Raw genomic sequence first — 22857 nt, 5'->3', positions numbered from 1 at the left:
AAATAAATCAGAGAGAGGTGAAAGACATGGGAGTGCGAACCACGATGAAGGAGATGTGGCGGCGGCTGGCGGGAGTCGAGGCCTCCGCCGGGGGTGCAACCGAAGGCGTCAGGAAGACAGCGATGCTTCCTGCGATCCTGACGCCCTACAATCCAGCGGGGCGACTGGGTCAGAATGCGCTGCCCAAGCCGACTCCGGCGAACCTGCGCAAGTTCGCCGAGACGCCGGTGGTGCGGCGTGCGATCAACGTCGTGAAGGACAAGATTGCGAGCATGGACTGGCAGGTTCGCGTGCGCCGTGGCTACTCCGCCGCGAGCATTCCGGACGCCGCAGAAAAGATCAACGTGCTGCGCCGCTGCCTCGAGGAGCCGAATGCGTCCGACAGCTTCCGCGTGCTGTGGGAGCAGGTGATCGAAGACCTGCTCGTCGGCGGCTTCGGCGCGGTCGAGATGGAGGCGACCGGCGATGCGCTGCGGCCATTTCACCTGTGGGCCGTTGACGGCGCGACCATCCAGATCGACAGCAAGTGGAACGGCGACCCTGCGAAGCCTCGTTACGCGCAGGCCACCGGGCTTGGCCAACTCGGTCTCAATAAGGACGCCCTGGTTCCACTGCTCGACGACGAGCTGATGTACCTGCGGCTCAATCCGCGCACGCACACTCCGTTCGGACTCGGCAGGCTTGAGGTCGCGTTCGAGACCGTCAACCAGTTCCTGAGCGCGAACCGCTATGCCGGACGGCTCGCGTCAAACTCCGTCGTGCAGTACGCGCTGTGGCTCAACGAGGCGACGCCCGAGCAGCACGACCGCCTCATCCGCTGGTGGCAGGACGAGATCGAAGGCACCGGCCGCGTGCCGCTGCTGAGCTGCGAGCAGAAGCCCGAGGTGCTGCGCTTCGCCGGCGGAACCGACGCCGACCTGCGCCTCGCGTGGCAGGAGATGCTGATCCGCCTCATCGCCAACGCTTTCGAGCTGCCGCCGATGCTGCTCGGCCTGCAGCACGACGTGAACCGCTCGACTGCGAGCGAGATGGCCGACGAGGCCTTCCAGAGCGCGATCGTTCCCGTAGCGAAGCTCGTCGCCGAACACATCACGCGCGATCTCTTCGCCAAGAAGCTCGGCTGGCGCGAGTTCGAGTTCTGCTTCAACGACCTCGAAAGCCGCGACGAGATGGAAGAGGTGCAGATCCAGAAGGCGCTGCTCGAAGCAGGCGTTCTCACCGTGAATGAGGTCCGCGAGATGCGCGGGCTGAGCCCATTGCAGGCGCAGACAGATAGCACGAGCGAGGTGACGCAGTGAGAGTGACGATCGACAACCTGGACGGAGCAGGCGCGCTGGACTACAGCGCCGCTCTCTCCGCGCCCTTCCACTCCGGTGAAACCCCGCTGAAGATCGAGCGCGTGCTCAACGCTCCATCGCGGTGCACCGCAATGCTGGACATGAACGCGCTTGGCCTTCCCGTACCTGCACGGCGGGGCCGCATCGTCGTCACCGCCGACAGCGGAACCGTACTGTTCACCGGCTATCTCGCGACCGAGCCCGAGCGCGTCTACGCGGGCGTCGCGACCGCGGGGCTCGTGTATCGCGTGCTCATCAACGCCGTCAGCGACGAGTGGCTGCTCGACAGGCAAGCCGTTCCGCTGAGCGGCCCGGGGCTGGCGCAGCCGGCCGGTCAGGTGCTACAGACGCTGACGAACCGCGTCGGCGCGGGCCTCTTCAACACGGCGGACGTGACCGGCGCGGCCTCTATTGGCGTCTTCGAGCCACAGTCTACGCAGAGCTGGTCGGAGAACGCAGGCGCGATCGCGGGGGCATCGTACGCGGCTTATCGCGTGCTGAACGGCGCGCTGAGCCTTGCACCCGCAGGCTCCGTGACTCACACGCTGAGCGACGGCGACGGTTCCCTGCAGATCGCCGCGCTGAAGATCACCTCCGTGAGGGAGCTCGCCAACGACGTCACGCTGAGCGGCGAGATGGAGCCAGCGGCCTACATCACCGAGACCTTCGCGGGTGACGGAACGACGAGCGTCTTCCAGCTCACTGAAGCTCCATTTCGCCCGAAGCGCACCGCGAACTCCTCCAGGCTGCTGAGCGACAGCTTCAACACAGGCGTCTTCAACACGCAGCTCTGGCAGGTTTCGGACTCCGGCTCGCACCTCGGCTTTAGCGCCGCTGGCCTCGCGATGAACGGAGGCAACGGCTTTGACGGGCAGACGACGCTTACCGCCATCGATCCCGTGGAGCTTGGCGGCTCGCTTGTGATTGAAGCGGGCAGCGTCCAGCTCGGCGCGCCCAGCGACGGCGTACTCTGCGGCCTCTACCGCGGCGCAACCGAACGCAACAACTGCTTCGCCGGATACAACGTCCGGCAGTCCGGCGGAGCCACGGTGGTAGTCCCGTTCGTGAACGGCGCTGAGGTCGGCACCGTCTACACGCTGCTCAGCGGACACACCTACACGCTGCGCTTGCGGCTGCACTCGGTCGAGATGCAGCGCGTGGCGCAGACCTACTACGCAAGGGTCGATGGTGCGCTCCAGGCCTTTGGCGGCGGCATGGTAAGCGCGCCGGTGTCGATCGTCTTCGAGCTGCAGGACCTCGGCGCGGCCTCGAACTCTCCCGCGACGGTGCTCTACGACGGAGCGATAGCAGGCTCGGTGGAAAGCTCCCCGGGTGCCTGCACCTTCGTTGCAGTCAATAGCGTGCAACTTACCGGCTCGATGGGCTATTGCCGCATCACGCAGACCGGCTCGGCGTGGGTGGTGAGCACGCTGCCCAACGGAACGAAGATGACACGATTGATCGGCGCCGCTGGCGAGGGCGTGGACTGCAAACTATCTGCCACTGGAAAAGTTACATTCTTTTCAGGCCGCGTGCCCGTCGCCGGAGAGCTCGTCACCGTGACGTACCGCAGCAGCAGGCGCTCCGTCGCCCGTCTCAACAACGCCGCGAGCGTAAGTGCTGAAGCGGCCACCGGCTTTCCCGGCACAGCACGCTGGCTGGGCAAAGTGCTGCACCCTGCGGCGCGCAGTGCGGCGGATTGCGAGAGCGCCGCCCAGGCGGTGCTCAGCTTTGCGACCAGCCGCGCGGCTGCGGTATCAGGCACATACTCCGCTCTGAATCCCGCTGCAGACATCTGGCCAGGTGATGTGTTGTCGCTCTCCTCCGGCGGCCAGAGGATGAACGCCATCGTACGCAAGGTCACCATCGAGGACGGCATGGCAGCGCCCGAGGTGCTGGACTACAAGATCGCCTTCGCCAACGACTGGGCCGAGGCGCTGGGGATGAAGTTGTCCGAGGCAATCGCAGCCGACGCGCTGCTGCCTGCGGCTCCGTCGGCTGCACCCGCCAACGTGCTTGCGAACCTGCAGCAGTTGCAGGTGGTCAGCGCGACAGCAACCGCCCTGCAGGTGGACGCCGGAACGGCTCCACCCACTGGCGGCGGCTTCGAGGTGCGGCGCAGGGACTGGAACTTCGGGCCAGGAGTCGATCAGGACCTCGTCCTGCGTAGTCCGGTGCAGAGCTTCTCTATCCCGCGCGCGGCACAGGTAGAGCAGTACTACGTGCGGATGTACGACGGCTCGACGCCGCCCGTGTACTCGCGATTTTCAAGCGCAGTCTTTACAGATCTTCCGGTCTCCTCGGAGTGACCGGAAGCAGGGAGATAGCTTATGACGGAGTTCGAAGCGCAGGTTCTGGGGGACCTGCGCGTGCTCAAAAGCCAGATGGACCAACTGATGGGCGTCGGCCAACCCGGCCGCATCGTGCATCTCGAAGAGCGCGTCGAGCGGCACGACCGAAGCATGCAGCGCCTGAAAGGAATCATCGCAGCCAGCAGTGCGCTGCTGACCATGCTGCACCTGGCAATCGACTACTTTCGGCGATGAAGACAGCCGACCGCGGATTGACGCGGAGGTACACGGATAAAGACAGTACTGATTTGTTTTGGTTCCTAATCCGCGCCTATCCGGGTTGATCCGTGGTCGAACCATGACCGATCTTCGAAACGTATAATCTAGCCATGGACTCGAGGCCGTTGGTGGGAGTTGTGATGGGAAGCCGCAATGATTATGCGGTGATGCGCAAAGCTGTCGAGATACTGACCGAGTTCGGTGTGCCTCACGAAGTGCGCGTCGTCTCGGCGCATCGGACTCCCGATCTTCTCTTTGAGTACGCGGCTACCGCAGCCGAGCGCGGCCTGCGCGTCATCATCGCTGGAGCAGGCGGAGCGGCGCACCTTCCGGGAATGCTCGCTGCCAAGACCGTCGTCCCCGTGCTGGGAGTTCCGATTCCGGCGACTGCGCTGCAGGGCATGGACTCGCTGCTGAGCATCGTGCAGATGCCGAAGGGAGTTCCCGTCGGCACGCTCGCCATCGGCGCGGCTGGCGCGGCGAACGCAGGTCTCTTCGCAGCCGAGATTCTCGCCACAACCGACGCTGCGCTGCGCGAGAAGCTGGTCGCGTGGCGGGCAGCACGCCGCGATGAGGTGCTGGAGCAGGTCGTCGGCGAAGAACCGGCAGCAGAGGCAGGCAAGGCGTGAGCGGCATCTCTTCGACGGCGCAGCCGATTCTCTCCGGAGCCACCATCGGAATCTTCGGCGGCGGGCAGCTCGGCCGCATGACCGCCATGGCCGCGCGCGCCATGGGCTACCGCATCCAGGTGCTCGACCCCGACCCCGCATGCCCGGCGCGCTTCGTCGTCGACGGCTGCATCGAGGCCGGATGGGACGACGCCCGCGAGGCGGCGAATCTCGCGCGTGGATGCGACGTCATCACGCTCGAGATCGAGCAGATTTCAACGCACAGCATGGACGCCGCCGCGAACTTCGCGCCGGTGCGACCAGGCCGCGCGATGCTGGCCATCATCCAGGACCGCATCGAGCAGAAGAACTGGCTGCGGCGCAACGGCTTTCCCGTAGGCGACTACCGCGCGGTCCACACGCTTGACGAGCTGCGCTCTGCGATTCGCGAGCTTGGCGGCCGCTGCTTCTGCAAGAGCGCGACCGGAGGATATGATGGCCGCGGCCAGGGCAAGGTGGGCTTCAAACCCGGCGCCGGGCCTGAGATTGAGGAGGCCGAGCTGGGCGGTGCGTGGGAGGCTTTGGGAGAAGGCGCAGGCGTCGTCGAGAGGGCCATCGACCTGGAGCGCGAGATTTCTGTGCTCGTCGCACGCTCGCCGCACGGCGAGGTGAAGGTCTACCCTGCGGCATGGAACCACCACGAGAACCAGATTCTCGCCTGGAGCGTGATGCCCGCGCCGCTGGCTCACGCGATGGAGACCGAGGCGCGAAGAATCGCCGAGACACTCGCCGACACCTTTCAGCTCGAAGGCATTCTCGCGGTCGAGATGTTCTGCACCACCGACGGCAAGCTTCTCGTCAACGAGCTGGCCCCTCGCCCGCACAACAGCTACCACGCGAGCGAGCGAGCCTGCATCACCAGCCAGTTTGAGCAGCTGGTGCGCGCCGTCTGCGATCTTCCGCTCGGCGACGTCGACATCATCAAACCGACCGCTATCGCCAACCTGCTCGGCGACCTCTGGCTCAACCACGACGGCACCCCACGCGAGCCGCACTTCGACGCCGCGCTCGCCATTCCCGGAGTAAGCCTGCACCTCTACGAGAAACACCGCCCACGCAAGGGTCGCAAGATGGGCCACCTGAGCGCAGTCGGCGCGACGTCCGACGAGGCGGTGAAGCTGGTGCTTCAGGCGAAGACTCTACTGTAGCTTAGGTTACTTGCTAAGCACGCTTCGCGAGGCCTCCGTGAGATTTGTGATACTCTGGTGCACCGGGAACATCGAATAAGTATGGCAGCTGCTGAGGAGATCAACCATGAATGGTCATGACTTAGAGCGAGTTCTTTCTCTGATCGATGAGAACATCGGTGCTAATCAGGTCCGTCTTCGGTCCGAGATCATCCAATTCATCCAGGATCACGAAGACCAGGTTCTGGATCAGTTACGTATGCACGAAAGCGCGTCAATTCCCACGTCGTTGGGCGAGATCACTCTAAATCTAAGTGATCTTCGCGAAGCAGTCGCCTAGTGCTTGCATAGTTGTCAGCACTCTGATCGCAGTTTACCTGTTCGGACCTGACCTGATTTCAAGATGGATACAGGGATTCGTTGTACCGCGCAAAAACCTTGTACTGAGCAGAGGAGAGGAAGTTACCCACGCAATCTTGTGGGCCGCTATTCCTCTTGCGGTGGCGGTAGTGTGGGCAGTGTGGACCGGCAAGCTTGCCCAATGCGGTAGCGTATCGGATCTTCAAACGGTATTTTCAGGGTTATACAGCGAGAAGTTTTTTCAGGAGCATCGCGTCGAATTCTTCCAGAGCCTCCACTCTTTTTTCTGGATGAATGTTTGTCTCCTTCTAAGGCTCTACTGTCTTGTTGTGGGTTTTTCTCTACTTCTAAACGTTCTCATTCGCCGCTATAGCACCATAAGGAATAAGCTTCCAGCGCCCTGGATGAAGACCGTCTTGGCGACAATCGTGCTACCTCGCGCGTCGGAGTGGCACGTTTTGCTCTCTGACATGCTTCTTCCCTCCAAAGATCTGACATTGAGCGCCGACGTGCTGACGAAGGGTGGCGTTCTTTATCAGGGAAGAGTGCAGGAAAAGATGCTAAGCGCCGATGGGAGTCTGCACAGCATTACGTTGAGCAATCCCAGAAGGTTCCTTAGGGAGCAGTTTCAGAAAGAGAAAGAGACGGCCCCAACTGTGAAGAGTGAGGATTTCTGGCGCGACATACCTGGGAACCTTTTCATCCTCATGGGATCTGATATCACAAATCTGAATTTGAGATATGTCCGTGAGAAGGTGCTCTTTGGCCCTCCTTCTCCTGAGGAGATTGAGGTCCTGAGACGGTTGCTCACCCGTCTGACGGAACCAGCAGGGCCAGCAAGCTATCGGCCGCAGCCGACAACATATGCAAGTAACGTGGAAGCCCCTGATGAACTGCCGCCCACTTCTTAAGAGAACTCGACTGAGAGCGTCCTTCTCTCTCCGCGTAGCACTCAACCGATATCTTCGTTCCAGTTCTCCAGATTCGCCTTGAAGTCGCTCATGAACTTGCCGGCGTCGCCGCCGCCAATACGATGAGCTGGCTATTCTGCTAAGATCTGGACCTAAATTTCATCGTTGATCTGGCCTCAGGCTCTGCCCGCAAAGTCACGCGTTTCGGTCGATACCTTTACCTTCTCGCCCTCTTTGATGAAGAGCGGAACGCGAATCTCCAGGCCAGTCTCAAGCTTTGCGACCTTAGTGACGCTGCCGCTCTGCGATGCTCCGCTGAGACCGGGTTCGGTCTCGGCAACGGTAAGGTCGACGAAGATCGGCAACTGCAGGCCTATGGGGCTGCCGTTGTACTTATGCAGCTGAATCTCGAGGCTCTCGATCAGGAAGTCGGTCGCGTCTCCCACCATCGATTCTGTCAGCGTGAGCGTCTCGTAGCTCTGCTGGTCGAGGAAGTGATAGCCGTCGCCGTCACTGTAGAGATACGTCGCCGGGACCAACTCGAGGTCCGGCTCCTTGAACTTCTCACCCGCCTTGAAGGTTTTCTCAAAGACAGCGTTCGTAAGTAGGTTGCGCATCTTCAGGCGCACGAGAGTCTGACCGCCCCGCGCGGTCGGCGAGCTTACATCTGCTTCCATGCAATAGAACGGGGTGTTTTCGTGCTCAAACAGCGTCTTGCGTTTGACGTTGATCGCTTCAATTAATGCGGCCATAAACTCCTCAACTGCAGGTCGGCGATGAACAGCGATGGCAACCTGGTCTTTCTATAAAAGTATAGGAGGAAGATCGTATCGAAAGACAAAAGCGGCAACCCCCGTATTGCACAAATCAAAGCGGTGCCGCGTTTTGACTCTTCCAAATCTCTCCGTTACCTTTCTGTATCTCACATGCTCTAACAGGTATGAGACCTGAGGCGAGATAATCGCCCTGCAAAGGAGAAGCGCTATGTTTGATATGAAGAACCTCGCCCAACTGAAGAAACTGGACGAAAATGCACCGGAAGTCATGAAGGCCTTTTGGGCCTTCGACAAAGCTGCGTTCCAGCCCGGAGCAATCGATGAGCTTCACAAGCAGTTGATGGCGGTGGCAGTTGCATTGACGACCCAATGTCCCTATTGCATTGAGCTCCATCTGAGGGCCGCGCAGAAGGCCGGCGCGACCGACCCGATGCTGGCGGAGACAGCGACAGTTGCCGCGGCTATGCGTGCAGGAGCCGCAATCACCCATGCATCGCATCTCTTCAAGCCCCACTCCCAAGGCTGACAGCCAGGTGCGGTTTGCGCGACCCGCACCTATCTGAGAACGAATGACGAAGACACAAAAGCGGCAGCCCCGTGGGGAGACTGCCGCTTTCTTCTTTGCGAAGACTGCGCCGAAGGCGCTTCGCGCCGTCCGCGAAGGACTAGCCGATGTCTTCCGACCAGTTCTCGAGATACGCCTTGAAGTCGCTCATAAACTTGCCCGCGTCGGCGCCGTCGACGATGCGGTGGTCGAAGCCCAACGTGAAGCGTTGGATCGAGCGGATGGCGATGAAGTCGTTGCCTTCTTTGTCCGTGATGACCTCGGGCTCCTTGTTCAGGCCGCCGATGCCGAGAATCGCGCTCTGCGGCTGGTTGATGATCGGCGTGCCGAACTGCTCGCCGAAGATTCCCGAGTTGGTCAGCGTGAACGTTCCGCCCGAGATCTCGTCCGGATTGAGCTTCTTGCCGCGGGCGCGATCAGCCACATCGACAATGGCGCGCGCGATGCCAAGGAAATTCTTCTCCTCGGCCTGCTTGATGACCGGGACGATCAGGCCCCAGTCCAGAGCGACGGCAATTCCGACGTTGATGTTCTTGTTGTAGCGGATCGCGTCGCCTTCGACCGAGCCGTTCACGATCGGGTGCTTGCGCAGCGCGTAGATGGCGGCACGCGTGATGAACGGCATGTACGTCAGCTTCACGCCGTTGCGCTGCTCGTACTTCGACTTCTCCTTCTCGCGCAGCTTCACGATGCGGGTCATGTCCACCTTGAAGACCGTGTGGACGTGCGGGCTGGTGTGCTTGGACTCGACCATGCGCTGCGCAATGATGGAGCGCATCTTGGTCATCGGCACCAGCTCGCCCGGCAGCGGAGCAGCAGCAGGCGCTGGCGCAGCAGGCTTGGCAGCAGCGGGAGCAGGAGCAGCGGGAGCAGGAGCAGCAGCAACTGGTGCGGCAGCAACCGGCTTTGCGCCGCCCTCGAGGTGGCCGAGGATGTCGGCCTTGGTGATGCGGCCCGAAGCTCCCGTGCCCGGAACATGGCTGAGATCGACGTTGTTCTCCTTCGCGATCTTGCGGACCAGCGGCGAGGAGCGCGCGTGCTCGGCAGATGCCGCGGCAGCAGCAGCGACTGGCGCAGGTGCGGCAGCGGGAGCAACAGCAGCCGGAGCGGCGGCGGCTGCCTTGGCTGCGCCTCCGCCGATGACCGCAACGACCGTGTTGATCGTCACTGTCGTGCCCTCGGGGACCTTGATCTCGGTGAGCGTGCCGGCGACGGGCGAAGGAATCTCCGCGTCGACCTTGTCGGTGGAGATCTCAAAGATGGGCTCGTCGCGCTGAACCGTGTCACCGACCTTCTTGAGCCATTTGGTAATCGTGCCCTCGGTGATGGACTCGCCCATCTGCGGCATCAGCACCTCGGTGCCAGGACCAGCAGCCGGAGCGGCAACCGCAGCAGCGGCAGGCGCGGAAGCGGCTGGAGCAGCAGCGGCCGCAGGTGCAGCAGGTGCCGGAGCGGCAGCCGAGCCGCCATCCTCGATCACGGCGACGATCGTGTTAATCTGCACCGTCGTGCCTTCGCCGATCTTGATCTCCTTCAGGGTTCCGGCGGTGGGAGAGGGAATCTCGGCATCGACCTTGTCGGTCGAGATCTCAAACAGAGGCTCGTCGCGCTGGACGCTGTCTCCGGGCTTCTTCAACCACTTGGTGATGGTGCCTTCTGTGATGGATTCGCCCATCTGGGGCATAACTACGTCTGTCGGCATGGTGATTCTTTTCTCCCTCAGGGGGCTGGGGGGCCGAGGCTGGACAGGAGTCCTTACCGGCCCGGTGCGCAATCGAGCATACGTTTGGGATTATACGGTGGCAAGCTGGCGTCTGGCGCGGGCAGGGTTCGATTACCGGACAACATGGCCGTTCAACGGCCTGCCTCCGAGGCCGCCAGAAGCTCCTCAAGCGACTCAATCCACAGCATCTGCCGCTCGAAGACCCGCCCGAAGTTGCGCGCCGTCGAGTGGATCGCCGCCTGCATCGTGGTCTCATGCTCAGGCCCGGCCTCAAGCTCAAGGCTCGTCACCTCGCGATCGGTGATGCCGCACGGCACAATCCACTCGAAGTCGCGCAGGTCGGTCGTCACGTTCAGCGCGAAGCCGTGCGAGGTGACTCCCTGCGAGACGTGCACGCCGATGGCCGCGACCTTCTTCTCCAGCACGCTGCCGCCGGCGATCGTCCACACGCCAGTGCGGCCGCTAATGCGCTGCGCCATCACGCCGAAGTCATTGCAGACGCGGATCAGCACCTCTTCGAGCATCCTCACATAGTCCACCGGCCCCAGGTGCGGGCCTTTCTTGCCGGGCAGATCGCCGCGCAGGTCGATGATGGGATACCCGACGAGCTGTCCCGGCCCGTGATACGTCACATCGCCGCCGCGGTTGATCTCATGCAGCTCAATCCCACGCTGCGCGAGAAACTCGTCTGACACAACGACATTCGAGCGGCTCGAATTGCGCCCCAGCGTCAGCACCGGAGGATGCTCCAGCAGCAGCAGCGTGTCGCCGATCAGCCCCTGCTTGCGAGCCGCGATCACGCGCTGCTGAATCGCAAGCCCCTCAGCGTAAGGGACGCGTCCGAGATGGAGGAGGTGAATGTACATACACTTCAACTTGAAGAAATCAAACCAGCCGTTGGAAGAGCCGGGAGTCGAAGTCGGCTCTCGTCGTTCGCACTATCTTTATTTGAGCAGCAGATGGGTGCTCAGGATTCAGCAGGACGTTCCAGGTATCAGGCATGATGGCGGAAGGCACACGGGCTAAAGCGGTACGCATGGAGCGCAGCCAATTGTCGCCGAGCTCCTGGGTCAACTCAGGGAGCTCTTTCCAGTTCTTGCCGGTTGCTTCGATCGTTTCCATTTTGGTGTCGTCCGGGACTGCGATCTGCATCAAGTCATAGAAGCGCGGCCATGTTATCTGGTTGAGTTCCATGTGAACCAGGGCTTCGATCAAAGCGCCGGCGGGCGACTCGGCCAGATAGACGATCCTTCTGCCGGCGGTGTGCCACCGCGCGGAGTAGTGGAGACCGCCTTCGCCGGTGAGTGAGTTGAACTTGCTGATTCGCCAGAGATTCATCGTTAGGCGAACATGCCATGCTCAATCTGGCCGAGCATCTCCTCAACCATACGGCCGCCGAGATCGGTGCGAAGCATTTGAAGGGGAGTGCGGCCTTCAAAACGCCGCTTCGACTCGTTCAGCCAGTAGAGCGCCTTATCTTTGTCGTCGAAGACCCGCATCGCCTGGTCGTAGACGCGAATAAGCCTGGCGAGTTTGTCGGATTCATCCGAGGTCAGCGCCTCTTTACGGGCTTTGCGGTGCTTTAGAGTTCGCGCCGGAATGACGATGTCATAGATATCTTTGAGTTGCATGCCGGATGCGGTAACGAAGCTTGTCATCGTCTCCACAGGAACGCCGGCCTCGACGTTCTTGAGCGAGAGACGCAGAGCGCTCATCGTTCGTTGAGGCCGTGATACTTTTGGCGATTTTGCGGCATGCGCCATGGGGACATTATGCCATAACTACGTCGGCATAATGTCCCCATATTATTTCTTCCTGTCTGTCCGAGCGGCTTGGCTAGACGTTGATCGCCTTGCCTTCCACGCTTGAGAACGCATCCAGAAGCGCCTCGGCCACCGTTGGGTGCGCGTGGATGGTGAACATCATCTCCTCCACCGTCGCCTCCAGTTCCAGCGCCGTGACGGCCTCCGCGATGATCTCCGTCGCGTTCGGCCCGATGATGTGCACGCCGAGGATCTCGCCGTACTTCGCATCCGAGACCACCTTCACGAAGCCGTCGTGCGCGTCCAGAATCGTCGCCTTCGAGTTGCCGACGAAGGGGAACTTGCCGACCTTCACGGTGTAGCCCTTCTCCTTGGCCTGCGCCTCGGTCAGGCCCACGCTGCCGATCTGCGGCTCGCAGTACGTGCAGCCCGGGATGCGATTGCGGTTCACCGGCTTGGCATACTTGCCGGCGACGCGCGCTGCGACCACCAGGCCTGCCATCGAGCCGGAGTGTGCCAGCAGCGGCATCCCCGCGACGATATCGCCGATCGCATAGACGCCCGGCTCCGTCGTCTCCATCCACTCGTTCGTGACGATGAAGCCGCGGTCCGGCTTGATACTCGTCTTCTCAAGACCGATTCCCTCGGTGCGCGGCGCGCGGCCTACAGCCACCAGCACCTTCTCGGCCTGCTTTTGCTGCGGCTTGCCGTTCGCGTCGATCCACGAGACGTGAGCGCCGTCCTTATTCTTCTCGATCTTCACGTCCTTGATCGACAGGCTCACATCGATCTCGCGCTTCTTGAACTGCCGCAGCAGTTCCTTCGAGACCTCCTCGTCCTCTACTGGAACGATGCGAGGCAGAATCTCGAGCACCGTCACATCGGCTCCAAAGCTCTTGAAGACTGACGCGAACTCAACGCCCACCGCTCCCGAGCCGATCACCACCAGCGACTTCGGCATCTGCGGGACCTTGAGGATCTCGAAGTTCGTCAGGATGGTGTCGTCCGGCTGGTAGCCCGGCAGCATTCGCGCGTCGGAGCCGGTTGCGAGCACCACCTTCTCGGCCTTCACGGTCTCGGTCTTGCCGTCGGGCAGCTTCACGTCGACGGTGAAGACGCCGTCCTTTGCCGGGCCGGTCAGCTTGCCGAAGCCCTTGAAGGTCGTAATCTTGTTCTTCTTCATCAGGAAGTCGAGACCCTTGACGTGGCGTGAGATCACGTCGTCCTTGCGCGCCAGCACGCCCTTCCAGTTCAGCTTCGGAGTCACGCCGTCGATGCCGTAGCGTTCGGCGTGCTTCAAGTGATCCCAAATCTCGGCTGAGAAGAGCATCGCCTTGGTCGGGATGCAACCCCATAGCAGGCAAGTCCCGCCCAGCCGGTCATTTGCGTCCACCAGGGCGACTTTCAAACCATACTGCGCCGCGCGGATACCGCAGGTGTAACCTGCAGGTCCGCCACCAAGAACCACTATGTCAAAGATCGTTTCAGCCAAAGGTATCTCCATTTCTGCTACGCAAACATTCTAGATTACGCGAGCTGTCAAGCGCCTTTGGGAGCACGACAGGCTTGTGGACAGACCTGTTCAGGCTGTTGACAGTTCCCCACAACCCTGTGCCCACGAACGTCTCTTCGGGTTTGACATTCCCCAGTTCTGCGCTTATATCTTTCTCGCTCCTGTTACAGGGCCCTTTCTTACACGCCAACTCCCCATGGCGGCGCAATCTAAATCTAAGGAGAACCTCTATGCGCACGTTCGTAGTCTGCTGTTCTCTGCTGTTGGGCCCTGTCTCAGTCCTCGCGCAATCCCATCCCGAGATGGTCGCCGAGGTTTCCGTCACCACACCCAAGACCGGCATGACGGCCCAATGGGAGACCGGCCGCAAACAACACTCCGCCTTCCATGCCTCGCAGAAGGACATCTGGAACATCTTCGTCTGGGAGATCATGACCGGTGAACGAAGCGGCTCCTACGTCTCGGTTTCCCCAGGACATCACTGGAGCGACCTGGATGCCCGGCAGGCGTTCGACAAACTCGACGGCCCCGACGTCGCGAAAAACATCCTGCCCTACTCCACCAGCACCACGCTCAGCTACGCCGTCCTTCGTGACGATCTCAGTCTCACCAAACCGCCTGCCACTCCCGCGCCGCTGCGCTCCGTTACCTATTACAGCGTCATCCCGGCACACGTAAATGACTTCACCGACGCCGTCAAGAAGATCAACGCGGGCATTCAGAAGACCAACTGGCCCGCCAAGCCCTCCCGCTGGGCACAGCTCGCCTACAGCGGCGAATCGCCCTCCTTTGCACAGATCGTCGACCGAGCAACATGGGCCGATCTGGAGCCTCCAGAAAAGACACTGACAGATGCACTCAAGGAGGCTTACGGCGACGACGGCCCGAAGCTGCTCGATCAGGTCCGCCACAGCTGCTCCAAAATCTACAGCGAGCTGCAGGTCTACCGCGCCGACCTGAGCTACGTCGCCAAGTAGCCTCTGACCTAAGCACACACTGAACCGCTCGGGTGCCACTCATGCCGCAGCAACATCTCGGCATGGGTGGGTCTTTACAAACTTTTTACGCAATCGCTACTCCCTTTTTTGTGCCAGTATTTCAGCTAGAGCACAATTGGCGCATTGCGTTCAACGACATAGTCCAGCTGAGGCGAGTCGATGATGAAGATGAGATCGGTCTTGCGAACCCTTGACCCCCACAGTGCGTTAAATTAAAATTGCTTAATCACATCGGACCGCGTGTCCATCTGCGAATGCGATGGTCACTCGAGAGTGAGTGACCTGCCGCTGTCCTGTGAAGATGTCGACAGCGTGCCCGTGTGGCGGGAGACTTCCATTGGGCCGGTGGCAGTGGAGGAGAATGTCCCGTCGAGAAACGAGACTGTGACATTTCGTGAGACTTCTCATCGACAACCTCCTGTCGATGGGCTGAATCGCATCCGTAGGATGGCCATGTCTGCCATTCTTCATCTATCTCGCCGAAGACGAAGCAGTCATCCATCGCCATGCGGCGATAGCGGATTCTCCTGCGTCTAAGGTTACAGAGATGACAGCGTTGCACAGGTAAGTGGGTCCCCACGAGAGCATTTACAAGACCGACCACATTTTCATGAATACTCGGCTCTCATCTTTCGATTGCCACAAGGAGTCAAAATCAATGTAAGACCTGAAGGGTGTAGAAGCAGATGAATCACAAGCAAACGACTGATGTCTTACGCGTCCAGCTGCATCGCTTGTCGAGATTGTCTCAACGCGCTCTCGACTGCTCGATCAAAGGGTTTACGCATGGCAATTCCGATTTCAGCTGTCGCGCTTGCAGCTCCGAGCACGAGCTTCAACAGTATCACCAGTGCATCGAACGTCTTTGCCAGCGCGTTATCGCAGAGAAGCCGCACGTTCCCTCAGACCTTCGCTTTGCGCTGGTAGCGATGCGGCTGCGCTGTGCTCTCGAGACCACCTGCAGAGCGGCGGCACAGATTGGGCATGACACCACGCCTTACCTCGAAAACAACGGCATCGCGCAACGTGCGGCCCTGGTTGAATTTGGCGACCTTGTTAACTGCCTGATGCGGCTGTGCATTGTCGCACTCTTCACCAAAAACGGCACGCATGCCATGACGGTTCTTCAAAGCCGGGAAGCGTGGCGACACTGCGAGCGAGTCTTCGATGATTTACGCGAAGAGATCGATGAAAGAGCCGAGGCGCAGAAAATCTCCGAGCTGGCGATTGCACGGAGCCTCGGCGTCGTCGCACGACAGACCCATGAGATGGCAGACGCAATCCTCTTCTGGCTTGAAGAGAGAGCCGGCGGTTTCGAGGCTGGCGGGCACGATGCCGTAGCAGAACCTGCGCGCAGGTCCCCTGCACCTGCTGCAGAATCCACGCCGGACTGTCTCTCTGCCTAGGCTATGTTTCCCATCCCAGCCGGTAAGTAAAGGTGTCCGGACGGGCTACCTTCTGCACCGGGCCACGCCTTTTCGCGATAACCTTGCCCATAGCCTCCGACGGTTGGAACCTGCCCCCGGAGGCAGGGACACACCATTGCGCCTGACTGCTGCCGTTCTCCTCCTCGTCCTCACATCATCCAATCACGCGTTCGGGCAGGCAAAGCCCACGCCCGCACCCTCGCGCGTCATCATCGACACCGACATTGGCGATGACGTCGACGATGCCTTCGCCGTCGATCTCGCGCTCGCCAGCCCCGAGTTGCAGGTCCTCGGCATCTCCTCGGCCTGGGCTGACACCGCCCTGCGCGCGCGCATGCTCGACCGCATGTTGTGCGAGACCGGACGCACAGATATCCCAGTCCACACCGGCGTCCCGACAAAGTCCACGACGACGTTCTCACAGGCGCCGTGGGCCAGCGCAGGAATCGAGCATCCCCACAGCGACGCCGTCGCATTTCTTCTCGAGCAGATCAACCGCTATCCGGGCGAGATCACCCTGCTCACCATCGGGCCGCTCACCAACATCGGCGCGGCCATCGACCGCGACCCCGCGACCTTCCGCAAGCTCAGGCGCGTCGTCATGATGGGAGGCTCCATCTACCGCGGCTATGGCGACTCCCGCTACACAACGCCACCCCCGCCTGACGCCGAGTACAACATCGCGATGGATCCAGTCGCCGCGCAGAAGCTCTTCCACTCCGGCGTTCCCATCTACATGATGCCGCTCGACTCTACGCAGTTGAAGTTCGACGAGACACGGCGCGCGCTGCTCGCAACGATCAGCACACCCATGACCGACACGCTGCAAGTCCTCGTCGCGGAGTGGCAAAGAGGGGCCAACCAGATCACTCCCACGCTGTATGACCCAGTCGCGGCCGCCTATGTGGTCGATCCCGCAACCTGCCCTGTTACACCGCTGCACATAGAGATAGACAACAAGGGCTTCACGCGCCCAACACCAGGAACCCCGAATGCACAGGTCTGTCTTGAACCGAAGGAAGACGCCTTCTTCAAACTCCTGATGCCCCGCCTGCTGCAGCAGAGGCTATCAGGCGATCAAGCTTGCACCTCGCTCATCAAGAAATGAATCCAGGTCTTCTTCTTCGCCATCGCTTCCAGCAGCGCCACAGCCATGCCGTTGTACGGAGTCGGAATCCCGTGCTTTCTTCCCAGCCGCACGATCACGCCGTTGCGCGCATCGATCTCTATCGCTCTGCCCTCCATCAGGTCGGCGTGCAACGAGTTGATGCCGTCCGGAGCTAACCTGCGATACGCCGCAAGCACCTCATCAGGAACCGCATCTCCCAGCTTCGCGCCCTCGGCGCGCCCCACCGCAATACACTCCCGCACAATCTCCAGCGCAACCTCGCCAATCGCGTCGTCACGCATCACGCTATTCGGTTGCAGAACAAGCGCTGAGAGCACACCCGCCGCGTTGTGGCACAGTTTCCTCCACGCAACCGTCACCCAGTCCGGCACAGTCATCGCATCGGCGGCGCTCCCGCGAAACAATGCGACAAACTCGCCGCCGGGCGCACTGTCAGACACCTTCAAACTCATCGGCCCGCGCTGCACAATCAATTCAGGCGACCGACGCTCCGCCGGGCAATCCACAATCACCGGCACAATCCTGTCGATCGGCACATACGGCGCAAACCGCTCGCGATGCTCCACGCCATTCTGCACCACAGCCACCGGAGCGCCCTTCGCACACAACCGATTAAGCCACGTCGCCGCACCCGCCACGTCGTAAACCTTGGTCGCGACCATCACCCAATCGACCGCCTGCGCCTCCGCAGGGTCTGTGATCACCGTAGCATCAATTCGCATCGGCCCACTCGGCGTCTCCACCACAAGCTCTCTCAGCGGCCGGTGCACACACAACACCAACTCATGCTTTCCAGTCGACTGCAGTAGCGAAGCCACGACTCCACCGATAGCTCCCACCCCAACGATTGCAATTCGTGCCATCTCAATCCTTCTTTCGCGCGCTCTTTTCGAAGATAGCCGCCGGAAACATTCGCTGGCAACCGCGCCACACTTGCGCGATACTGTGCCATGGCGGGCGCGACGCTTATCCCGGTCAGCGAGTACCTAAGCACCACCTACAGGCCCGACCGCGACTACATCGACGGCGAGTTGAGGGAGAGAAACGTGGGAGATAGACCACACGCAGTCATGCAGGCCCTCCTAGCGACCATCTTCAATGTCAACCGCCGAACCTGGGGAGTCGTCGGAATGACGGAGCTGCGCATCCAGACCTCCGCAACACACTTCCGGATTCCCGGCCTTTGCATTCTGCGCCGCAGTGACCCGGTAGAGGATGTCGTCCGTACAGCACCGCTCATCTGCATCGAGATCATTTCGCCGTCCGACACTCTGAGCGCCTTGCAGGAGCGCGTGGATGACTACATCGCAATGGGAGTCGACAACGTCTGGGTGATCGACCCGCTCAGCCGCCATGCGTACGTCGCTTCCAGCAAAGGGTTCGAGACTCCCTCCGATGAAGCGTTCTCGGTGCCGGGAACCACCATTCGCATCGCGCTCGAAGAGCTCTTCGCAGAGTTCGACGAGATGCAGCAGCAGAGCTAGTTACCCCAGCACCTTCGCCGCATCCTTCGCAAAGTAAGTCACGATAAAATCCGCCCCCGCCCTCCGAATCCCCAGCAGCGACTCCATCATCGCCCGCTGCGGCTCCAGCCAACCCTTGGCAAACGCCGCGCAAAGCATCGAGTACTCCCCCGACACCTGGTACGCGCCCATCGGCACATCGAACCGCTGCCGCGCCTCGCTGATCACATCGAGATACGGCATCGCGGGCTTCATCAGCACCATATCCGCACCCTCGGCCAGGTCGAGCTCAATCTCGCGCATCGCCTCGCGCAGGTTCGCGCCGTCCATCTGGTAGCTCCTGCGGTCACCAAACTGCGGAGCCGAATCCGCCGCCTCGCGAAACGGCCCGTAGAACGCGCTCGCGAACTTCGACGCATAGCTCAGCACCGGCGTCATCTCCAGCCCCGCCGCATCCAGGGCCTCGCGCATCGCCGCCACGCGCCCATCCATCATGTCGCTCGGAGCCACAATATCCGCGCCAGCCTTCGCCAGCGACGACGCCGTCTTCGCCAGCAGCTTCACACTCGAATCGTTCTGAATGTCGTAATGATCGCCATCACGCACGACTACGCCGCAGTGTCCATGCGATGTGTACTCACACAGACACACATCCGCCATCATCACCAGCGAATCCAGCGTGCGGTTCTTCTTGAACGCTCGCAACGCCGTCTGCACGATGCCATCGTCGGCCCACGCGCCAGTTGCCTGCTCATCCTTCTCGGCCGGAAGCCCGAACAGCAGCAACCCTCCGATGCCAAGCGCGGCAGACGCCTCGGCCTCCTTCACCGCCTCGTCAATCGACAGGTTGAACACGCCCGGCATCGAGCTGATCTCTTTGCGGACTCCCTCGCCGGGGCAAATGAACAGCGGATAGATCAACGCTCCGGGAGTGAGGTGCGTCTCCCGCACCAGCGACCGCATCGCCTCGGTACGGCGCAGCCGCCGCATACGCGTAACAGGAAAGTTCATGCCTCTAGTCTACGGCGAGAAGACGCGACCACGGATCACACGGATTAAAACGGATAAAGACCAAGACATGGGGAGAATCGACATATCTTCACGTGATATTGCCGCCAATCGATGTCAGGTCTTTGTTCTTAAATCCGCGTTCCTCCGCGCCAATCCGCGGTCGTGTCTCGCTCAGCTCCGGTCCGCAATCGCGTCATACTCCATCCCCGAGACTCCCGGGGCCAGCACCCACAGCGTATAAGTCCCCAGCGCCGTCCCGAGGGGGAACTTCAGCAGCGCCAGAATGGCCGCGATAATCGCGAGCGTCCTGCCCCACGGCCTGCGCGTCAGCAGGCTATAGCCCGCCAGAAACGCCAGCACCGAGGTCACCAGCAAGACCATCATGAGCACCGGCATCATGACCATCCACGGCGGCCCGTGCATGCCTCCCCAGCGGCCAACCGTCCAGCCGCCACCACCGAAGTACCGCCACGCCATCGTGCGCACAAAGAACAACGCCGCCAGTCCCGCCAGAATCCTGTACACCCCGAAGATGCACCACAACGTCCCCAGCGTCTGCAGATGCCTCTGCACCCGCGGCGCCGCAACCATCGGCGGATAAGGCGGATACCCCGCGGCCGGCTGCGACGGCGGCGCGACAGCCGCAACCTGCGCTCCACACTTCGGGCAAAACCGAACCTCTGGCCCGACAACACTTCCGCACGCCTGACAGACCATACACCACCTCCGGGGACCTTACGACTCCATCCCAGCTTCCGGGCCCGATCCACACTCTCAGCTACGCACGCGCGCGCCAGCCGGTTCCATGCGCGATTACGATAATAGACGTGAACCAGCCGGATTTATTGCCGAGTATCCCCTCCCCGCTCGCCGAAGCCAGCGCCGCCGCGCTCGAGTGGCCCCGCCTCCGCGATCACATCGCCGGCCGCACGTGGAGCCCCGTCGGCCGCGCCTGGACGCTCGCCCTCACGCCCTCCGCCGATCTCGCCTGGATCGAGACCCAACACCAGCGCACGCAGGAGATGCAGTCCTTTCTTGCTGCGGGAGGCACGTACGACTTCCACGGCCTCTTCGACCCCACCGAGCTCCTCGACAAGGCCCGCATCGACGGAGCCGCCCTCGAGGCCCTCGAGATCCTCTCGCTCCTCACCGTCGTCGAGCGCATCAGTGCCTGGCGAAACCTAATCTTCCCCACCACAAAATCGGGGGACGCCTCCAATCCGTCTTTGTTGTCATTCCGTAGCGGAGCGGAGGAATCTGCTTCTTCTTCGCACGATGCCCGGGTGCCCCATCCTTCGCAGTCTCATCGCGAAGGGTGGGATAGTACGACCTATCCCCGCCACGAAACACGACCTCCCTCTGGAATCGCTGCCCTCTCCGCACCCCTCCGCGCCCACGATCTCAACCCGCTCCTCAACCAGCTCCGCGGCAAGATCGAGCCCGACGGCTCACTCTCCGACGACGCGTCTCCCGAGCTCCGCCGTATCCGCCGCGCCATGGAGCGCCAGCACCGCGCCATCGAAGAGAGCCTGCGCCGCTCGCTCCGCAAGCTGACCGACGACGGCAGCACACAGGACTCCCTCATCACCATTCGCGGAGAACGCTTCGTCATCCCCGTCCGCGCCGAGTTCAAGCGCAAGGTCCCCGGCGTCATCCACGGCTCGTCATCCTCCGGTCAGACAGTCTTCGTCGAACCTCTCGACACCATCGAGCAGAACAACGAGCTCGTCCGCCTGCTCGACGAAGAGCAGTCCGAGATCCACCGCATCCTCGTCGCCCTCACCCGCGCCCTCGCGGCAAGCGCCACAGCCATCTACCTGGGCACTGCCATCCTCGCCGAGGTCGAATCCCACACCGCCCGCGCCCGCTTCGCCATCGACCTCCGCTGCACGCGCCCCGTCTTCGCTAACGGAGCCACTGACGAACGGGTGCCCCACCTTCGCGCCGAAGGCGCTAAGGTGGGTTCGCAGGATACCAAGGAAGAACCACAACTCTCCCTCACCGCAGCCCGGCACCCACTCCTAGAGCTCCGCATGCAGGCCGAGGACAAAGGCGCATCGCCAATCCCCTTGACCCTCACGCTCCCCAACGATGCGCGCCAGCTCATCATCAGCGGCCCCAACACCGGCGGCAAGACTGTCTCGCTCAAGACCGTCGGCCTGCTCTCGCTCATGGCGCAGGCCGGAGTCCCTGTTCCCGCCGAAGAGGCGAAGCTCCCGCTCTTCACCGCCATCTTCGCCGACATCGGCGACGCGCAGTCCATCGAGCGCAACCTCTCCAGCTTCTCCGCGCACGTCGTCAACCTCGACCGTATCTCGCGCGAAGCGACCTCGTCCTCACTTGTTCTGCTGGACGAACTCGGCTCAGCCACCGACCCCGAAGAAGGCGCGGCCCTCGCGGTCGCCGTCGCCGAGCACTTCCTCCAACTCCGCGCATGGTGCTGTATCACCACGCACCTAACCTCGCTCAAGGTCTACGCCGCCAACCACGCCGGAGTCCTGAACGCCGCCGTCGGCTTCGACGCCCAGACCCTGACTCCGACCTACCAGCTCCGCCTCGGAGTCCCCGGAGCCTCTGCCGGCCTCAACATCGCCGCGCGCCTCGGCCTCTCACCCGCGATCATCGCAGCCGCACGCGCCCAACTCACCACCCAGACCGCCGACATCGGAGCCTTCCTCGACCAGCTCCACTCGCAGCTCACCGCCGCAACAGAAGAGCGCAACTCGCTCCGCCTCAGGGAAGCGCAGCTCACACGCGACCGCGCACGCCTCGAGACCGAGGGCCGCGCCGAACAAAAGGCCCGCACAAAAGAGCTCGAGGCCAAGCTCAACTCGCTGATGGAAGACTTCGCCTACCAGATCCGAGAGACGGTGAAGTCCATCGACGACAAGGCACTCTCGCAGAAGATCGCGCGCAACTCAGCCACTACGCTCGCGCGCCTGCGCCGCGAGTTCTCCGAGCAGTTCAACTCCACCGTCGTCGCCCACACTACAGGAGCCGACAGGAACGACCCCAACGCGCGCCCGCACGTCGTCAAAGGCGCGGCCGTCGGCGACGTCGTCAAGCTGAAGTCGCTCGGCCGCCAGGCCCGCGTCGAACGCGTGATCGACGCAAAGACCTTCGAAGTCTCCATGGGGCCCATGAAGATGCGCGTCCCCATCGACGACATCGCCGAAGTGGAGCAGGTCAAATCAGTCACACCCCTCGAAGCCGCGCGCAAACGCGGCGGCGTCACCGTCTCCACCGCGCAGGACCCCGACTACACGGCTTCAGAGATTAACGTCATCGGCCGCACCGCCGACGAGGCCCACGACGAGGTCGAGCGCTTCCTCGACCGCGCCTTCCTCGCTGGCCTCCCACGCATCCGCATCGTCCACGGAACCGGCATGGGCATCCTCCGCCGCACCCTGCGCGACTACCTCCGCAACCACCCCCACGTAGCCAACGTCACCGAGCCGCCACAAAACCAGGGCGGCCAAGGGGCGACCGAAGTCGAGCTTCGGCAGTAATTCTGAA

21 protein-coding genes are annotated in these 22857 nt (G+C 61.8%); 12 read left to right on the top strand and 9 right to left on the bottom strand.

What is annotated here, in order from left to right:
- Positions 1-26: 26 nt before the first annotated feature.
- From OHL16_RS09780 to OHL16_RS09755, 6 genes are all read left to right on the top strand, one after another.
- The gene (locus tag OHL16_RS09780) at positions 27-1298 is read left to right on the top strand and encodes a phage portal protein (protein WP_263366930.1); all 1272 of its coding nucleotides are present in this window, start codon (positions 27-29) and stop codon (positions 1296-1298) included.
- On the top strand, positions 1295-3646 hold the full coding sequence (locus OHL16_RS09775; RefSeq protein ID WP_263366929.1) for a hypothetical protein: 2352 nt from the start codon (positions 1295-1297) through the stop codon (positions 3644-3646). Before OHL16_RS09780 ends, OHL16_RS09775 begins: the two co-directional genes overlap by 4 nt.
- A 21-nt stretch (positions 3647-3667) precedes the next feature.
- Positions 3668-3883 carry a hypothetical protein gene (locus OHL16_RS09770; RefSeq protein ID WP_263366928.1) on the top strand — a complete coding sequence of 72 codons (216 nt, stop codon included), beginning with the start codon at positions 3668-3670 and terminating at the stop codon, positions 3881-3883.
- 164 nt (positions 3884-4047) lie between these two features.
- A complete protein-coding gene (purE, locus tag OHL16_RS09765; protein ID WP_449506058.1) occupies positions 4048-4536 on the top strand; it encodes a 5-(carboxyamino)imidazole ribonucleotide mutase in 489 nt (162 codons plus the stop codon).
- On the top strand, positions 4533-5723 hold the full coding sequence (gene purK / locus OHL16_RS09760; protein ID WP_263366926.1) for a 5-(carboxyamino)imidazole ribonucleotide synthase: 1191 nt from the start codon (positions 4533-4535) through the stop codon (positions 5721-5723). The genes purE and purK overlap by 4 nt, the downstream gene beginning before the upstream one ends.
- Positions 5724-6016: 293 nt before the next feature.
- Positions 6017-6973 (top strand): hypothetical protein, encoded by a 957-nt coding sequence (locus tag OHL16_RS09755; RefSeq protein WP_263366925.1) that lies wholly within the window; start codon positions 6017-6019, stop codon positions 6971-6973.
- Positions 6974-7149: 176 nt separating this feature from the next.
- On the opposite strand, the gene OHL16_RS09750 is transcribed toward OHL16_RS09755, so the two are convergent.
- Positions 7150-7725 carry an elongation factor P gene (locus OHL16_RS09750; RefSeq protein ID WP_263366924.1) on the bottom strand — a complete coding sequence of 192 codons (576 nt, stop codon included), beginning with the start codon at positions 7723-7725 and terminating at the stop codon, positions 7150-7152.
- A 232-nt stretch (positions 7726-7957) separates the two neighbouring features.
- Here OHL16_RS09750 and OHL16_RS09745 point away from each other — a divergent pair, with 232 nt between their 5' ends.
- Positions 7958-8275, top strand: coding sequence for a carboxymuconolactone decarboxylase family protein (locus OHL16_RS09745; protein ID WP_263366923.1), 318 nt, complete (start codon positions 7958-7960; stop codon positions 8273-8275).
- Positions 8276-8414: 139 nt separating this feature from the next.
- Here the strand turns inward: OHL16_RS09745 and OHL16_RS09740 are convergent, their stop codons facing one another.
- The 5 genes from OHL16_RS09740 to lpdA form a co-directional block, all read right to left on the bottom strand.
- Complete coding sequence (locus tag OHL16_RS09740) at positions 8415-10016, bottom strand: 2-oxo acid dehydrogenase subunit E2 (protein ID WP_263366922.1); 1602 nt, start codon at positions 10014-10016, stop codon at positions 8415-8417.
- 152 nt (positions 10017-10168) lie between these two features.
- Positions 10169-10903, bottom strand: coding sequence for a lipoyl(octanoyl) transferase LipB (gene lipB, locus OHL16_RS09735; protein WP_263366921.1), 735 nt, complete (start codon positions 10901-10903; stop codon positions 10169-10171).
- Between the two features lie 19 nt (positions 10904-10922).
- A complete protein-coding gene (locus tag OHL16_RS09730; RefSeq protein ID WP_263366920.1) occupies positions 10923-11375 on the bottom strand; it encodes an RES family NAD+ phosphorylase in 453 nt (150 codons plus the stop codon).
- Positions 11376-11377: 2 nt separating this feature from the next.
- Positions 11378-11752 carry a type II RES/Xre toxin-antitoxin system antitoxin gene (gene parS, locus OHL16_RS09725; RefSeq protein ID WP_263366919.1) on the bottom strand — a complete coding sequence of 125 codons (375 nt, stop codon included), beginning with the start codon at positions 11750-11752 and terminating at the stop codon, positions 11378-11380.
- Between the two features lie 121 nt (positions 11753-11873).
- Positions 11874-13292 carry a dihydrolipoyl dehydrogenase gene (gene lpdA, locus OHL16_RS09720; protein WP_263366918.1) on the bottom strand — a complete coding sequence of 473 codons (1419 nt, stop codon included), beginning with the start codon at positions 13290-13292 and terminating at the stop codon, positions 11874-11876.
- 251 nt (positions 13293-13543) lie between these two features.
- Here lpdA and OHL16_RS09715 point away from each other — a divergent pair, with 251 nt between their 5' ends.
- The 3 genes from OHL16_RS09715 (at position 13544) to OHL16_RS09705 (ending at position 16846) form a co-directional block, all read left to right on the top strand.
- Entirely contained in the window at positions 13544-14290 is a 747-nt protein-coding gene (locus tag OHL16_RS09715) for a hypothetical protein (protein WP_263366917.1), read from the top strand.
- Positions 14291-15240: 950 nt separating this feature from the next.
- Positions 15241-15717, top strand: a complete 477-nt coding sequence (locus OHL16_RS09710) for a hypothetical protein (protein WP_263366916.1) — start codon at positions 15241-15243, stop codon at positions 15715-15717.
- A gap of 136 nt (positions 15718-15853) precedes the next feature.
- Positions 15854-16846 carry a nucleoside hydrolase gene (locus OHL16_RS09705; RefSeq protein WP_263366915.1) on the top strand — a complete coding sequence of 331 codons (993 nt, stop codon included), beginning with the start codon at positions 15854-15856 and terminating at the stop codon, positions 16844-16846.
- On the opposite strand, the gene OHL16_RS09700 is transcribed toward OHL16_RS09705, so the two are convergent.
- Positions 16816-17730, bottom strand: a complete 915-nt coding sequence (locus OHL16_RS09700; protein WP_263366914.1) for a 2-dehydropantoate 2-reductase — start codon at positions 17728-17730, stop codon at positions 16816-16818. The two genes, OHL16_RS09705 and OHL16_RS09700, sit on opposite strands and share 31 nt — an antisense overlap.
- 87 nt (positions 17731-17817) lie before the next feature.
- Between OHL16_RS09700 and OHL16_RS09695 the strand changes: the two genes are divergently transcribed.
- The gene (locus OHL16_RS09695; protein WP_263366913.1) at positions 17818-18351 is read left to right on the top strand and encodes a Uma2 family endonuclease; all 534 of its coding nucleotides are present in this window, start codon (positions 17818-17820) and stop codon (positions 18349-18351) included.
- On the opposite strand, the gene hemB is transcribed toward OHL16_RS09695, so the two are convergent.
- Together hemB and OHL16_RS09685 are read right to left on the bottom strand one after the other, a co-directional pair.
- Positions 18352-19341, bottom strand: a complete 990-nt coding sequence (gene hemB, locus OHL16_RS09690) for a porphobilinogen synthase (protein ID WP_263366912.1) — start codon at positions 19339-19341, stop codon at positions 18352-18354.
- Between the two features lie 171 nt (positions 19342-19512).
- On the bottom strand, positions 19513-20058 hold the full coding sequence (locus OHL16_RS09685) for a zinc ribbon domain-containing protein (protein WP_263366911.1): 546 nt from the start codon (positions 20056-20058) through the stop codon (positions 19513-19515).
- 110 nt (positions 20059-20168) lie between these two features.
- Between OHL16_RS09685 and OHL16_RS09680 the strand changes: the two genes are divergently transcribed.
- The gene (locus OHL16_RS09680; RefSeq protein WP_263366910.1) at positions 20169-22850 is read left to right on the top strand and encodes an endonuclease MutS2; all 2682 of its coding nucleotides are present in this window, start codon (positions 20169-20171) and stop codon (positions 22848-22850) included.
- Positions 22851-22857 lie beyond the last annotated feature (7 nt).

Origin of the sequence: Edaphobacter bradus (assembly GCF_025685645.1) — a bacterium.
GTDB lineage: Bacteria > Acidobacteriota > Terriglobia > Terriglobales > Acidobacteriaceae > Edaphobacter > Edaphobacter bradus.
Note: the sequence above shows the minus strand (reverse complement) of the source record. Positions and strands in the feature narration are given on the sequence as shown.